This is a genomic window from Pontibacter silvestris, assembly GCF_020907275.1.
GTDB classification, from domain to species: Bacteria; Bacteroidota; Bacteroidia; order Cytophagales; family Hymenobacteraceae; genus Pontibacter; species Pontibacter silvestris.
The window spans coordinates 1-15165 of sequence record NZ_JAJJWI010000016.1; the positions used below are offsets into that span (position 1 = coordinate 1).

Sequence of the window (15165 nt, forward strand, 5' to 3'; positions counted from 1 at the left end):
TACACAGTTCTTGAGATACTGCCTTGTTCTGGCATCCATAAAACAACAAAGGCTCCTGTTTAGGGAGCCTTTGTTGTTTTATGGATTGATTTTATTGAAAGCTGATCCAGGCTTTTGCATCCTTTGCACTTACAAGGTCATAGCTGTTGGTTCCGGTTTGTATAACATAATATCCTTCCGGTATAAAAAGTTGGTTGCTAGTTGCTGTTACCATTGGGGCTGCCTCTTCTGGTGTAGGCCTGAATTCACCTGTTTCTGTAAATATAATTCTTCCATCATTAGTGAGTTCAGCATTGAAAGTTGGACCGAAATAATTACCGTCAATTGTCCAGAATAACAGACCTTTTACCTGAATATATAGTGTAATAACATCAAAGTTTTGTATTGATCTTACCATAAAAGCATCCGTGACTCCTTCTTTTGTAAAGCCATTTGTTGATACCCAGTATGTTGCTCCGTTGTAAAATCTTCTTGGTGCCTGTGCATCTACTATGGCTGGCTTGGTTGACTCCTGTATCGAACCTGAGACTCCATTTATCACTAAATCAATTCTTTGTTCTGCAGTATTATATGTCAGGGAGTTTAGAGAGGTTATAGTCTCGCTCTCATGTACAAATGGCTCTAAAAGTACCAAACCATCTTCTGTTAAATAGTATCTGGTAGTAAAAGTTTGTATAATGTTGCCTTCATAGTAAGAAAATGTAATAAGCCTGATATCTGTATTAACATCAACATCAAAAGACTTATCTCCAACAGAAACCCTTTTAAAGTAAGTAGTAAAGCTGTTAATGTTTTCAAGAGCATTGGCGTTAGCAGCAATTCTATCAATAAAATTTGCCGCATCTTCCTGAGTGGCTCGGGTTAGAATAAGTTTACTGCCATTATAAATACCTTCCAAGCTAATAGAATCAGCAGTGGCAGATTCTATTGTAAATTCAAAATCTGAATATTGGCCCTGGCCCCAGTCTCCTCCGCTTATAGTGGCATCCGGGTCAGACAGTATGTGTATGTAAGAGTAGGTGTCGAACAGCAGGGAGGGGCGCTGCATGCCTTTTAAGCGATAGGTGCTGGACATAGCATTAGCGGCTGTGCTGGCATTAATGTCGCTGTACATGCTTACTCTGTCATCTTCACCAAAACTAAACAGGAAATTATAACCAGCTCCACCTGCCGGAAGCAGGAGAGCTTTCCATCCATATTCTGCACTTGTTAGCTGTGCTTTATAAGCAGTTAATGTTTCATTTAAGCGTTTGTCAGGCCTCTGCCCCTGTATCAGTTCTTCCTCTTCGTCTTTACAAGCAGAAAGAAACGATAAAATCAGTAAACCCAGTAATAATATCTTCCTCATGTTGTTTATTTTAAAAATAGGCACTTGCGCCTCGTTCTGTCTTTTTAAAGTGCATTGATAGCGGTTTGTGTCCTGGCCTGTAAACTGTAGAAGTCAATATTCCAGGCTTCTTCAAAGTAGCCCACAATAATTTGCTCTTTCTGCCTTAGCAGGGCTTGTGCAGAAGCTGGCGTGCTGTTCACAATGGCATCAAAACCAGTTTTACCTTCTATCAGCATAATAGAAACCATTTCTACAAAGTCATCATCCGGGTTACTTCGGGCATACTGGGTAATGTATCCCCTTGACCTGGCATCTTCCAGTGAAAAATCGTTCCAGCTGGCGGTGTAACCGGTGGTAATCGTTTTGTAGTCCTGCGGATACATAACAGTCTGATGCAGGATGTGCCCGAACTCGTGGTGAATGGTATGAAGCATCTGCTTTACCTGGCTTTCATCCTGCTTATCAAAATTATTAACCACATAAAGAACTATTTTACGGCCTCCCTCTGCAGTACCAAGTGTTATGGTTCCATTATCGTTGTACTCTGCGCTACCCACCAGCACAAACTGTTTTGGCGAAAGTGTTTTAATAAAGGCATCTCCGGCTTCCTGTTCATAAGGTGCAACCCAGGTTTGTTTTATAGTTTCCATAACCGGGATAACTTTATCTTCTCTGGGCGGCACTAGCACTTTGTTAAGGGCAAGTTCATAACGGTCGAATCGGTACTTTACTTCGATGTTGTAAGGCACAACAAAGTTCTCATATAACCAATTATCTGTCGGACCACTCACCCAGGTGTCGCCCTTCAGGTTTAAGTTTGAAATATCTACATCATCCTCTTTGGAGCAAGCGGTAAAGGTGCTTACAACAACAAACAGGAGCAGGAGTTTTATGTATCTTTTATTCATGGCGTCTGTTTTATTAGCGAGGATTTTGTTCTATGCCGGCCAGTACCACTTCCTGAGGAATCTGGAATACCCGGCGCGGATCACCAGGGGGTAATGTAAGCACTTGTCCTGAGGCTGTCGGATGCTCTACTGTAATATCATGTCGTATAATGTCGAACCACCGCATGCCCTCCTGTACAAATTCTGCGGCTTTAAAATCAAGTAAAGTTGCTATTAATCCTTCTTTTGTGTCTGAGATACCATAAAATGATCTGATTTTAGAGGTAGTAACAGCATCTGCTACAGGATCATAGTTAGCGATACGGGCACTGGCATAGGTATTTAGGTCTGCTCTGGCCGCTCTGTAGTTGCCCAGTTCTATGTAAGCCTCTGCACGGTTAAACAATACCTCTTCTGCCGTAAACAAAGGGAAAATAGTGTAAGCAAGTCCAATATCAGCGTTTATGTCGGTGCGCACAAAGTGCTCCCTGAATTTAAGGATGAGCCAGTTATTGTCGCCTTGGGTATAGAGCGGAAAAACCCAGGAGCTACCTGTTACATTAGCACTTCTGAACAGGTAATTAACAATGGGAGTGGCCAAGCCATAACGATAGCTGGCATAATAACGAGCCCAGGTTGAAGTGGTCTCTGTCAGTAAAAGATTGGCCCGCTGTGTTGCCTGCGTATAAATTGCCAGCCCCTCGTTAGCCGTTAAGTTACTGTAAACATCTACCCAGGGGCGTAAACTTGACTCAATCTCGCCTCCGGGGAAAGCTTGGTTAGCATGATCTATTACTTTCTGATACTCTTGTTTAAAAAGATAAAATCTCGTTGCAAAAGCATGTGCTGCAGCTGTATTGAAATGGTATTTAGGTACGGTATAAGCATTATTGTTGATTAAAGGCAGGCCTTGGGTAAGATCTTTTTCAATCTGCTCATATACATAGGTAACTGTTTTGCGGTCATACTGCCCCATTACTACTTTTTCGGGCTCGGTAACGTAAGGGATACCAGGGTCAGATGAGGCAGTAGCCGGATCATAAACCTTTGAAAAAAGCGTGACCAGCATAAAATGAGCATAAGCTCTGGCTACTAAAGCTTCGCCTTTTTGGGCGCTGTAGTCTTCAGGGTTAGGTGCGTTCTCAATGGCTTCCAATGCCTGATTGGCAGCGGCTATGGCAGCATAACAGGCATACCAGTAGTTTGTAGGTGAGCCTTCATTTCTGCTTGGTACATCCTGAAAGAAGTAGGGATTCTGGTTCTCTTCTTCAACAACTACACTGCCACTGGTTTTGTCCATTGCCAGGTCAGAAATAGACTCCGTAAAAGTTGCATAGTCTGCTTCCGGATAGGCAGTAACCAACAGCTCACTTACTTTTTCTACAGAGTTAAGGGTGGCGCGTTGGTCTACAGGTTGTTCCAGAAAATCATTGCAGCTTGCTAATGTAACCATGCTGCAAAGGAATATATAAGGTAATTTTTTTTGTTTCATTTTAGGTCTTGAAATTTAACAAAGCTTCTTCAAGTCTCTTTTTACAGGATTTTATCATTAAATTTTAAAACCCAACTTTTAGTGATAAGGTAAACTGGCGGGGGATAGGCATTGCCACACCACCGGAGTTGAAGAACTCAGGATCCTGACCATTCAATCTGTCATCAGCATAAATCAGCCACATGTTGTTCGCTACAAAACTAAGGGATAGGCTGCTTAAACCTATTGCCTGTACACGGTTAGAAGGCAGATTATAAGATAAGGAAACCTGCTTTAAACGAACAAAATCACCATCTGCTACACGTGCTGAAGAGTAGTTGTAATTGTTGAGTGGGTAAGTACCTGCTACTGAGTTCTCAGTTAACAAGTCATAAATTGATGGAACATTTGTGTATGCTTCATCTCCTGGTAATGTCCAGCGGCTTAAGAAAGAGTTGGGCATGGCATCCAAATCAGTATAACTGCTCTTAAAAGCCGGGTTAAGCCTGATTTTGTTCCCGCCACTATAGCTTACCAAAGCAGAAAGTGAAAAGTTTTTATACTGAACAGAGTTAAACCAGCCTCCGGTAACAACAGGGTCAACCGGGCCTTCATATTTTAAATATTGCGTTTCGTCGTCCTGCAGGTATACATTACCACTTACCTCTCCGCTTTCATTGATAAACAAAGGAGAACCTGTTTCCGGATCAAGCCCTTCAAAAGGAATGGAGAACAGGCCCCGGTAAGAATAGCCTTGTTTTGGTCCTCCTTCCGGTATCACCAAAGACCAGATATCGGGATTACTTTGTAGGTTAGTTATTTTGCCTTTGTTATAGCCGAACGTAAACTGTGTTCTTACATTCAGGTCGCTGTTCTGCACGATTCTGCCTCCTAAGGTTACCTCCAGCCCATGAGACTCCATATCAGCGTAGTTGGCTATTTTTTCAGCCTCACCACCTATGCCCGATGTTCTGATAGGGCCAATCAGGTCAAAGCCTTTTCGGACGTAGCCATCCACTGTCAATTGAATTCTTTCATTAAACAAACCAGCATCAACACCAACATTTGTTTCATATTGCTTTTCCCAGGTCAGTTCAGAGTTCTCTAATGCCTGAATGTAAATCATAGATTCTACTTCTGTAAGGTAAGGCCTCCTGGTGCTGCCTGTTTGCAAAACCAAACTGGAGTTGGTGGCATTGCCCATGCTGGCTGTAAGGCCGTAGGTAGCTCGTAATGTTAAGCGGTTAACTACGTATTGGTTCTGCATAAATGGCTCTGTATCGATGTTCCACGAGCCGCTAACGTTCCAGGTGGGTAGCCAACGTGCTGAACGGGACTCTCCCAATAGGTTAGAACCATCGTAGCGAATGGTACCATTCAGGTTGTACTTTCTGTTGTAGGAGTAAGCGCCGTTGACCATGTAAGCCAGGTAACGGTCGTAGCCCATGCGCATGCTGTAGTAGTTGAAGTTGCCTTCTACTCCTTGCTTGATAATGTTAGGATCGATGTAAGGCACACCGCCTTTGTCGTACTGGTAACCATAGCCAGTAAAGGTTTTGTTCTGGCGGTCTGCGTAACGAAGCTCCTGCGAAGCGAAAAGCCGCAGGATATGTGTGTCATTTAATGTCTTATCCCACTCCAGGTTGTTGCGGAAGTAGTAACTGGTCAGGTTATCGTCGTTGGTGTTGTAGAAACCGCCGTACGGCAGCACGACAACAGGTTCTGCTTCCGGGTTGTCGGGGTTGCGGTATAGGAACTTGTTGTTCTGTCGTATGGTGGCATCGTCATCGGCACGGTAAGCCATAGCCATGTTAGAGTTCTCTGTTACCTTGTGCTCCTGGTTTGTATTAACATACCTGATGGCACCTGAAAAGCCATACTTGATATCTTTCGTAATTTTATAATTAAAGTCTCCCTGTAACTTTAAGTCCAGTACTGAAATATCAAGGCTGTTATTTTCCAGTTCATCCAGAATGTTGAAAGGAGCATAATTTCTTCTGAAGTATTCTAGGTTACCATCTTCGTCATAAGCTGTTAATGTACGGCTGGTGTTAAGAGCATAGTTAAAGGGGTTAATATCAAAGTCACGATCATACTGGCCTGAAACCGGATTGCTGACACGGCCAACGGTGCCGGGTGCCTGCTGGTCACGGATAGAACCTTGCGTAATCAGGCCAAAAGATACCTTATCGGATACATTGAAATTTGCCCGGGCATTACCTGTAAAGCGTTGCACATTATCAGCCACTGTCCAGCCGTTATCGTTCAGGTAGCTGGTAGAAAAGTAAAGTTGTGTTTTTTCAGTACCTGAGGATATACTTAAGGAGTGTTCCTGCATGAAAGAGTTTTTGAAAAGGATATCGAACCAATCGGTGTTGGCTCTGGCATAACGTTCCAGGAAAGCTGCCCTTGCCTCAGGTGTGTTCTGAATGCCAAAAGTACCGGATGTTTCATCGTAAGCTGTAATCAGGTCAGACATCTTAGTGAAAATGCCGCCGTTCTGGTTTCGGGCAACGTCAGAGTAATTTAGCCAGCCTTTGCGGTAAAGCTCCGAGTACACCGACATCTGATCTGCAGAATTCATAATGTCGAAGTTGCTGTAGGAGGGCTTCAGGTAAGTAGAGTAATTGCCAGTGTAGGATATTAAAGGTTTGCCTATGCGTCCTTTTTTTGTCGTAATTACCACCACACCATTCATGGCTCTTGCTCCATACATAGCCGTGGCCGAGGCATCTTTCAGAATCTGGAAGCTCTCGATGTCGTTGGGGTTAAGACCGGCCACAGAAGAGCCAATTAAAGTGGCCGGATCGCCGGTAGATAACTGCTCATTAGACACGTTTACCACATCTTCCAGAATAATGCCATCGACTACCCACAGCGGCTTATTATCACCTGTAATGGAGGTGGCTCCACGTACCCTTATTTTAGGTGCCGCACCAAATGTACCTGATACGTTCTGTACTGTTACCCCTGCCACACGGCCTTCCAGCATACGGCTTACATCTGTTATGCCTTCCCGTTTAGCGTCTTCGCCGGTAAGTAAGGCAGCAGAACCTGTAAACATTTTGCGGTCAATAGTCTGATAACCTGTTACTACTACTTCTCTGAGTTCACTGGAGCTCTCTAATAAAGTGACATTAATGGTTGATCTGTCCGCTACATTTTCCTCCTGCGTTTCATACCCGATCATGGAAAACACCAGCACAGCACCTGGTGCTACCCTGAGCTGGAAATTACCGTTTTCATCTGTTACGGTGCCGTTGCCTGTTCCTTTTTCCAAAATGGTTATACCTGGCATGGTTACAACTTCCCCGCTGCTATCCTGTACTTTTACTGTACCTCGGGTTAGAATATTATCTTGTCTTAAACTACTAAAAGTTGTACTGTATGCTTTAGTAGGTATAGAGAACACAGAACCAGTTAATGTAATCAGTACCAGTAAGGCTTTAAGCTTCTTCTTTTTCTTCTCGTAAAGGTTTCCATTCATATATTATATGGCTGCGTTTGTCTCTGATTATTAATAGGTAAAGCATTCTAAATATAATTAAATTATTTCTTCTTGCAATTAACCGGGTTTTAAAATTTAAAGACAAGTTGTGCCTAATTAGTAAATTGAGGGTATTATTTTAAACTTTTAAATCGTCTGTTAAGCAACAAACCCGGCAAGTGGAGACTTGCCGGGTTTGTTGTTGTATGAGTTAATCTTTATTTAATTAAAGCTCATTGAAGCTGAATTTTCTTCACATTGTCTTCTGAGATATTAAAGTATTTAACCACTTCTTCATAATTCTTGTAATCTACAGGAGCACCGGCTGTTCTTCCATTTAGCAACTCACCAGGAATCACAACCATTCTAAATCTTTGATTGTCCGTTACACTTGGAGTAGTGGCTAAATCAAAACCTGCATTTAAATCTATTTCTAGAAATTCAGTAGTATAAAGATAGCTTACAGATAATATTCCGTCCTGAAGGAACATTGTTTGTGGTAAAGGCATCCATATATCTGTTCCTAAATTTAAACTCTCGTAAGGATTCCAGTACACAAGAATTATATCAGAATTAGAAACAGTAACATCAGCATCCTGAATTTCTGCAAAATTAAATCCGTAATAATAGTAGCCATCCTCATCTGGTTCAAAAGTCCAGTTAAAGTCATATGCCTGTGCTGTACTTGACTCCCCTGGTTCTCCTTGTTCCCCTTGGGGACCTTGTTCACCCTGTTCACCTTGTGGTCCTGGAGGGCCTTCGTCGCCTTCACATGCAACATGGCCAAATGCAACAGCCAAAATCAGGAAAAATTGTAAGAGCTTTTTCATGTTCTAAGATATTTGAATTGGTTATGATATGATGAGAAATGAAATCTTATACGTGTAAGATAGAAAAAATATGAAATTAATTATAGTATTATGTTAATTTTTGCAAATAGGTTATAAGTAGTATGCCTTAAAGTATATCGACGATGGTTAAAACTGAGTTTGCATCTTTCACTATACAGAGAGAACAATTGAAACAGCAAAGGCTCCTTAGCAGGAGCCTTTGCTGTTTCAAAAGGAAGACTTATGTATGAACTAAGCTTGCTATCTTTCATAATGGATTTCCAATGTACTCCCTAATAGCTCTTCAAGTTCAGCATCTTCATAGTCTACCTCAAATTCCAAATACAGCTCAGTAGATGTTAACTTTTTGATGGTTACTATATCTTCTTCTCCATCTTCTCCTTTAAACTTAATCTTTTGTTCATTGTTGGTAAATTCCCAGTTACCCGTTTCAGAGTCTTCTTCTCCAAACATGGTCATACTTGATTCACCAGTACCGTTGCTGTTAAATTTGAATTTCCATGAGGTAACGTCAAAGTAGTACTCAAGCCCACGCCCTGTTTCCTCTAATAAAGCTTTATCAAGAGCTTCGGTATAAGCCTCATCCTTAATCACAAGAGCTTTACCAGTCCATTGTTCTGCGGTTAACATGGTCATACGTTCAGATGGAGCAGGAGAATCTTCATCATCATCCTTGCAGCTTGTGAAGGTTAGCGTGAAAAGGGCAGCTAAAAGGAACGCAATAAAATTTAACTTTTTCATAGTTTTTTAGATTTGGTTTATGTTATTGGATGAGGCAAATTTAGTGTGAATAATTGTGTATTATAAACTAAAAATATAGATATTTTTATGAAGATAAAATTGAACCTTTCATCGAAAATAATTTATGATTCATCGATGGTTTTCAAAAGTGTTATTTTTTCATCTGAATTAATGAGGTGAAAAATATTTATCTATGATGCTTATCTATGTATAAAGAACTGACTAAAAAAGAAAAGTCCCCTGTATCAGGGGACTTTTCTTTTTTAGTATTTAACTCAAGTTGCGATTTATAAACGATGAAGCCATCCAGGATTGTTAAGGAATAAAGCTACCAAACTTTAACCCTGACTTACCATGACTGACTTCACGATAGCAATTTACTGTTTTATTGATGATTACCTAAAGCTTGCAGGCCAAAAGCCAGCTGCCAAGCGCAAGCTCAACGACGCGGAGGTCATCACCACCGCCCTCCTGGCTGCCCGCTACTTCGGCAGCAACATGACCACGGCCCGTAGCTATATGCAGCAGCATCACCGCTGCCGGATGCCGCACAAGAGCAACTTCAACCGCATGCTCCATCGCTTGAGCCAGACGGTCGCTTCCATCTTTCTGGCCCTGGGCCAGGGCCTCAAGGAGCTCAGCACCTCGAGTGAGTACGTCATTGACAGTTTCCCCGTAGCACCTACAGAGGCTACAACGCCTCCAAGCGGGAATACTTCTACGGCTTTAAAGTAGAAGTATTCACCACTGCTGATGGCCTGCCGGTGGAGTATTTCATCGTGGCCGGGAGCGTGCACGACGCCAAAGCCTTCGAAGCCATGAGCGTGGACTTGCCCGAGGGAAGCAGCCTCTACGCCGACAGCGCCTACACCAACTATGTGTTGGAGGGCCTCTACCTGGAGTGCGAGCAGGTGGCCCTGCTGCCGCAGCGCAAGAGTAACAGCCACCGCAAAGACAGCCCGGCCTTGGCCTTCGTCAAGCAGACGATGAGGAAAAGGGTTGAAGAGGCCTTCAGCGGCATCGAAAACGCCTTCCCACAAGCCATCCATGCCGTCACTCCCCAAGGCTTCCTCCTGAAAATCGTCTTATTCCTTTTCGCATACACGATACACAAGTGCTTGTAATTCGCAACTTGAGTTATTTATTAAGAGCTTTTCCTATCTGACTAAGTATAGCTCAATTGGAACCAGAAGTTCTTCTCCCTGAAAGTCAACTGCAACATCACCTTTTAAAGTAAGGTTAGTTGAAGTCAGCTCCGTTATATCTGCTTCCCTAAACATATAGTCTCCTAAACCTAAGTTCAGAACAATAGTATCATCAGTTAACTCCCAGTTTCCTGGCACCTCGTAAGGCGTGTTATCATATTCAAAAGTAGCTACATATGTTCCGTCTTCATTAAACTTAATTGTGATAGACTCCGCGCTTGGAAGTAAAGGAGTTGCAATAGGGTTTTCACTTGTTATTTTATTTCCATTCCAGATGGCAGCAGTAAGTAATTCAACTCTTGATGGCTCAACAGTGTCTTCATCATTATCGTCATCACTACAGCTAATAAAAGTCAGGGTCAGTAAGGACAGGAAAAAGAACGAAAGTAGTCTAAGGTTTAACATGATTTGTTTTATATTAAAAATTCAAAATGTTTTATATAGATGCAAGTACTGTAAAAACGAAGGTTTTGTTTTAAATTTTTTTAGGCTTTTCAAGTTCTAAAGATTCTTCTTAAAAAAGGCTTCTAATACGCAAATTATGAAAATAAATCTAAAATATAGCCTAGGTACGTTGCCAGATATAAAATAAAGTAAATTATATATATAAACAATTGTATTATAGTGTATTTAAAGAGCAGAATATTTCACAGAGATACAGCAGCAATACTAAACAGTTAAGTAAGTTATGATTTACTAAGTCTGGTTTATGTCTTCTGATAAAAAGAATTTATCCCTCCAGAGATGGATAATTCCACAATTCTGGAAAGTTTCCTCTCCTCAGAGGGATGGTAACAGGCAATAAGGGCTAGTTGTTGTGAAGGTTTAAACCAGAAAGGTATGCAGTAAGCATATAAAAGCTTCTATATCTTAAAGAGTTTAGTTTTAAATAATATTCACTTCTGGGTGTAACCTGATTCCAAATGTCTCCTCTACAGAGTCAATAATGGTACAAGCAAGCTTTTGGATGTCAGCGCCTGAAGCACCACCATAGTTTACCAGCACCAGCGCCTGGTTTTTATGAACCCCATAGTTTTCGATTACTTTTCCTTTCCAGCCGCATTGCTCAATCAGCCAGCCTGCAGGTACTTTTACAGAGATGTCAGAAACGGGATAAGCAGGAATTTCGGGATATTGTTCTTTAAGCGCCTTAAATAAAGCTATTGGTATTTCCGGGTTTTTAAAGAAGCTGCCTGCATTGCCAATCTGTTTGGGGTCTGGTAACTTGCTGCTACGGATCTGGCAAACGGCAGCACTAACATCTTGTATAGAGGGCTGTTTTACCTGCATTTCGTCTAAGATACTTTTTATAGCTCCGTAAGATATATTCAGATTATGTTTTCTGTGTAGCTTAAACGTTACGGAAGTTACAATGTACTGCCCCTTTAACTCGTTTTTAAACACACTTTCGCGATACCCGAACTGGCATTCTTCTTTACTAAATATGCGGGTTTGGGCAGAACTAATTTCTACAGCCTCTAACTCATAAAACACATCTTTTAGTTCTACACCATAGGCACCAATGTTTTGCAAAGGAGCAGCTCCCACTGTGCCTGGTATCAAAGAAAGGTTTTCTACACCTCCGAGGTTTTGTTCCAGCATGCGAAGCACAAACTCATGCCATATTTCGCCGCCGCCAGCTTTTACATACACATACTCCTCGTTTTGACGCAGTACTTCTATTCCTTTGATGCCGTTTTGCAGCGCTACACCATCAAAGTCTTTCGTGAAAAGCAAATTACTGCCTCCTCCTAATACTAATATCTGCTCCTGCTTTACCTCTGGCTGTTGCAGCAGTTCCTGGAGTTCCTGCACATTGTTGAAGCGTGCAAAAAAGCTGGCTTTTACATCTATGCCAAAAGTATTATAAAGTTTAAGCGAAATATCAGATTGCAGTTTCATAAGTGGTAATTTACAGCAAAGGTAGCTTGGGAAGTTAAAAGTTAACAGGTACAGCATGGAAAATAAATGCTGAAGAGTTCACTATTCCTAAAAGAAAGAAAACATCATTAACTCTTAGCTACTTAATCTTCGAAGAACTTGATTCGTTTGGAAACGGTAACCATTACCAGCAGGGCAACTACTGCCACTGCCAGCCATATTGCAAAGCGACTGTAGTTCTGGAAAATAAGATCACCAATAAGAAAAAGAGAAGAGTACACCATTACCACGGCTGCAGCCCAGGCAACCAGCAAGTGATACACCTTTGATTTTGGTTGTGGCAAATCCAGTGACTTTCGTATTGGTCGCCATGCTCCCTCTGGTTTAATTTTTTCATAAAAAGCCTGTAGCTTTGCAAGAGGAACGGGGGCAGTTACATAGGTTGCCATTAACCAGGCTAGCGTAGTAAACCCCACTGTAAGGAAGAAACTATCGGGGAATTCCCACCCAAGTACATACTTTGACGTGCCATAAGCTATAAAAGGAGCAATAGTGGCTACAATTTCACTCCAGGCGTTAATACGCCACCAGTACCAGCGCAATATTAAAACCAGCCCTAACCCTGCACCTGCTTCCATTATAAAGGCCCACACACCGGATATAGAGTTAATCTGGGTAGTAACTGCCAAAGAAAAAACCATGAGCAGGAGCGTCGTAAGCCGTGAAGCATTTACCAACTGCTTCTGACCTGCATCAGGTTTGATAAAGCGGGCATACAGATCATTAATAATGTAGCTGGCTCCCCAGTTTAGTTGTGTAGAAATGGTGCTCATGTAGGCAGCAAAGAAGGCTATCAGTAAAAGCCCCTTTAAGCCGGGAGGTAGAAAATCTTTCATGGCCATCACAAATCCCAGTCTTTTATCTGCTTCTGGTAAGTCAGGATATAATACGACAGCACTTAAAGCTACCAGGATCCACGGCCAAGGGCGCAGGCAGTAATGGGCAATCTGGAAGAAAAGAGTGGCGTAAAGTGCGTGTTTTTCATCTTTCGTACTCATCATACGCTGGGCTATATAGCCTCCGCCACCAGGCTCATTGCCAGGGTACCAGCTGGCCCACCATTGCATTGTTGTGTATGCCAGAAACGCCCCAACAGATAGGATTAGCGTCTCAGCAATGCCAGCAGCGCTTGTATCAGCACCAATATTAGGGAAATAATTGAGAGACCAGCCTGGGAGCTTTTCCTTCAGGCCGGTTATGCCACCAACCTGTTCCGAGTTTACGACCAGCACCGCCAGTACTATACAACCGATAATAGCAATGGTAAACTGTACTACATCGGTAATAGCTACGCCAAGCAAGCCTGAAAGTGAAGAGTAAGCTACGACCACTACCATGGCAAGACCTACATAAAGTAACTGTTCTGACTTAGGCACTTCAAAAAACACCTCAATAATAGACATCAGAGCCACATTAACCCATCCTATAATAAGGCTGTTCATAAAGATGCCCAGGTAAATGGATCTGAAACCACGAAGGAAAGAAGCCGCTTTACCAGAGTACCGCATCTCGATAAACTCCAGGTCGGTAATAATGCCAGCGCGGCGCCAAAGCCTGGCAAAAAAGAAAGTGGTAAGCAAGCCTCCAAGTAGCATATTCCACCACAGCCAGTTCCCGGCTATACCGCTTTGGGCTACCAGTTCTGTAACAGCTAAAGGAGTATCGGCGGCAAAAGTAGTTGCCACCATAGAGGTACCTGCAATCCACCAGGGCAGGTTACGGCCGCCCAGGAAATAGTTTGCCAGGCTGCCGCTGGCTTTCCCTGTGTAGCTAATACCAATTACAAGTATTAAAATTCCAAACACAGCAATAACAATCCAGTCGATGAGGTCGAGGTGCATGAAGTAAGTTTATAGAGTGATAAGAGGGTTTTTGGTGTTGAATATCAAGTCACAAATTAAGCAATGGGATGTATAGTTGAAAACGAATCTTTCACTTTAAGGCAGGCAAATCAAAATTACTGGCAACAATTATCTTGATGTAGGGCGGAGGGTGCTATTCATTTTTTGAATTCGGAACTCGTAAGCCATTTGACTACCTTTGCAGCTTAATAACACACTTTATGGCAAAACAGAATCCGAACGGCAATTTCAATATTATAGCCACTACGCTGGCAGGTTTAGAGGAGGTACTGGCAGAGGAGCTGCGTGCATTGGACATGGAGTTTATTAAAGTTAACAACCGTGCCGTGTCTTGCTCCGGTACCCTGCGTCAGTTGTATGAAGCTAACCTGTGGTGTCGTACTGCTATTCGTATTCTAAAACCGATTCGAAACTTTAAAGCTCGTGACGAAAAAGACCTGTATGAGCAGGTGCAGAAAACGAACTGGGCAGATTTTCTGGATATAGATCAGACTTTCGCCATTGATGCGGTCGTTAGCCATTCTACTTTCGAGCATTCGTTATATGTTGCTCAACTTACAAAAGATGCGATTGTAGACCAGTTCCGCAAAGCAACAGGGGAGAGGCCATCTGTAGACCGTGTACGGCCGGATGTGCGCCTTAACCTGCACATGCATGAGAACATGGTTACACTTTCTCTGGATTCATCAGGAGACTCCTTACACCGGCGAGGTTATCGTCTGCAGACAAACGTGGCACCGCTGAATGAAGTATTGGCAGCCGGCATTATCAGTCTATCAGGTTGGGATAAGAAATCTACTTTTATTGACCCTATGTGTGGCTCGGGTACCTTTCTGATTGAAGCTGCCATGATGGCGCAGAACATTGCACCAGGCTTATACCGCCGGGACCCCTATGGTTTTGAGAAGTGGAAAGACTATGATGAGAGCCTGTTTGAGATGGTATGGAAAACAGCGGAAGCTAAAGCGAAAGATAAACCTCAGGCCGAAATTACTGGTTTCGATATAGATGCTGATTATGTAGATGCAGCCTTCAACAATATTGAAAATGCCGGTTTAGAACATGTCATACAGGTAAAGGAAGCTGACTTCTTTAAAACGAATGCACCTTCTGAGCAGGGAGTGCTGGTGATGAACCCACCTTATAATGAACGTATTGTTTCTGATGACATTCTTCTGCTCTATAAAAACATTGGAGATACCCTAAAGAATAACTACCAGGGCTATGATGCATTTGTTTTTACTGGTAATCTGGAAGCAGCTAAAAGTATAGGTCTCCGCACTTCTCGTCGAATACCGCTTTACAACGGCGCTATTGAATGCAGGCTGTTAAAGTTTGAACTATACAGAGGAAGTCGTAGAACTGAGGCTAGCTAGTTTACTGAAGGGTA

10 protein-coding genes and 1 pseudogene are annotated in these 15165 nt (G+C 42.5%); 2 read left to right on the plus strand and 9 right to left on the minus strand.

The genetic code is table 11. The annotated features are described in order from the left end of the window. Window positions 1–91 precede the first annotated feature (91 nt). From LN995_RS14710 to LN995_RS14735, 6 genes are all read right to left on the minus strand, one after another. A complete protein-coding gene (locus tag LN995_RS14710; protein WP_229961842.1) occupies window positions 92–1348 on the minus strand; it encodes a DUF4302 domain-containing protein in 1257 nt (418 codons plus the stop codon). Between the two features lie 44 nt (window positions 1349–1392). Next, on the minus strand, window positions 1393–2238 hold the full coding sequence (locus LN995_RS14715) for a zinc-binding metallopeptidase (protein WP_229961843.1): 846 nt from the start codon (window positions 2236–2238) through the stop codon (window positions 1393–1395). A gap of 13 nt (window positions 2239–2251) precedes the next feature. Continuing rightward, window positions 2252–3709 carry a RagB/SusD family nutrient uptake outer membrane protein gene (locus LN995_RS14720; RefSeq protein WP_229961844.1) on the minus strand — a complete coding sequence of 486 codons (1458 nt, stop codon included), beginning with the start codon at window positions 3707–3709 and terminating at the stop codon, window positions 2252–2254. Between the two features lie 64 nt (window positions 3710–3773). After that, complete coding sequence (locus LN995_RS14725) at window positions 3774–7175, minus strand: SusC/RagA family TonB-linked outer membrane protein (protein WP_229961845.1); 3402 nt, start codon at window positions 7173–7175, stop codon at window positions 3774–3776. A gap of 233 nt (window positions 7176–7408) precedes the next feature. Next, window positions 7409–8005, minus strand: a complete 597-nt coding sequence (locus LN995_RS14730) for a collagen-like triple helix repeat-containing protein (protein WP_229961846.1) — start codon at window positions 8003–8005, stop codon at window positions 7409–7411. A 261-nt stretch (window positions 8006–8266) separates the two neighbouring features. Further along, the gene (locus LN995_RS14735; RefSeq protein WP_229961847.1) at window positions 8267–8767 is read right to left on the minus strand and encodes a lipocalin family protein; all 501 of its coding nucleotides are present in this window, start codon (window positions 8765–8767) and stop codon (window positions 8267–8269) included. A gap of 354 nt (window positions 8768–9121) precedes the next feature. On the opposite strand from LN995_RS14735, the pseudogene LN995_RS14740 reads away from it, so the two are divergent. Beyond that, a pseudogene (locus tag LN995_RS14740) lies at window positions 9122–9891 on the plus strand (transposase). Window positions 9892–9924: 33 nt separating this feature from the next. On the opposite strand, the gene LN995_RS14745 reads toward LN995_RS14740, so the two are convergent. The 3 genes from LN995_RS14745 to LN995_RS14755 form a co-directional block, all read right to left on the minus strand. Further along, window positions 9925–10377: a lipocalin family protein gene (locus LN995_RS14745; RefSeq protein ID WP_229961848.1), complete on the minus strand. Its 453-nt coding sequence runs from the start codon at window positions 10375–10377 to the stop codon at window positions 9925–9927. A gap of 480 nt (window positions 10378–10857) precedes the next feature. Further along, window positions 10858–11874 (minus strand): UDP-N-acetylmuramate dehydrogenase, encoded by a 1017-nt coding sequence (gene murB / locus LN995_RS14750; RefSeq protein ID WP_229961849.1) that lies wholly within the window; start codon window positions 11872–11874, stop codon window positions 10858–10860. 122 nt (window positions 11875–11996) lie between these two features. Beyond that, the gene (locus tag LN995_RS14755) at window positions 11997–13754 is read right to left on the minus strand and encodes a sodium:solute symporter family protein (RefSeq protein ID WP_229961850.1); all 1758 of its coding nucleotides are present in this window, start codon (window positions 13752–13754) and stop codon (window positions 11997–11999) included. A gap of 221 nt (window positions 13755–13975) precedes the next feature. On the opposite strand from LN995_RS14755, the gene LN995_RS14760 reads away from it, so the two are divergent. Further along, window positions 13976–15151 (plus strand): THUMP domain-containing class I SAM-dependent RNA methyltransferase, encoded by a 1176-nt coding sequence (locus tag LN995_RS14760; protein ID WP_229961851.1) that lies wholly within the window; start codon window positions 13976–13978, stop codon window positions 15149–15151. Window positions 15152–15165 lie beyond the last annotated feature (14 nt).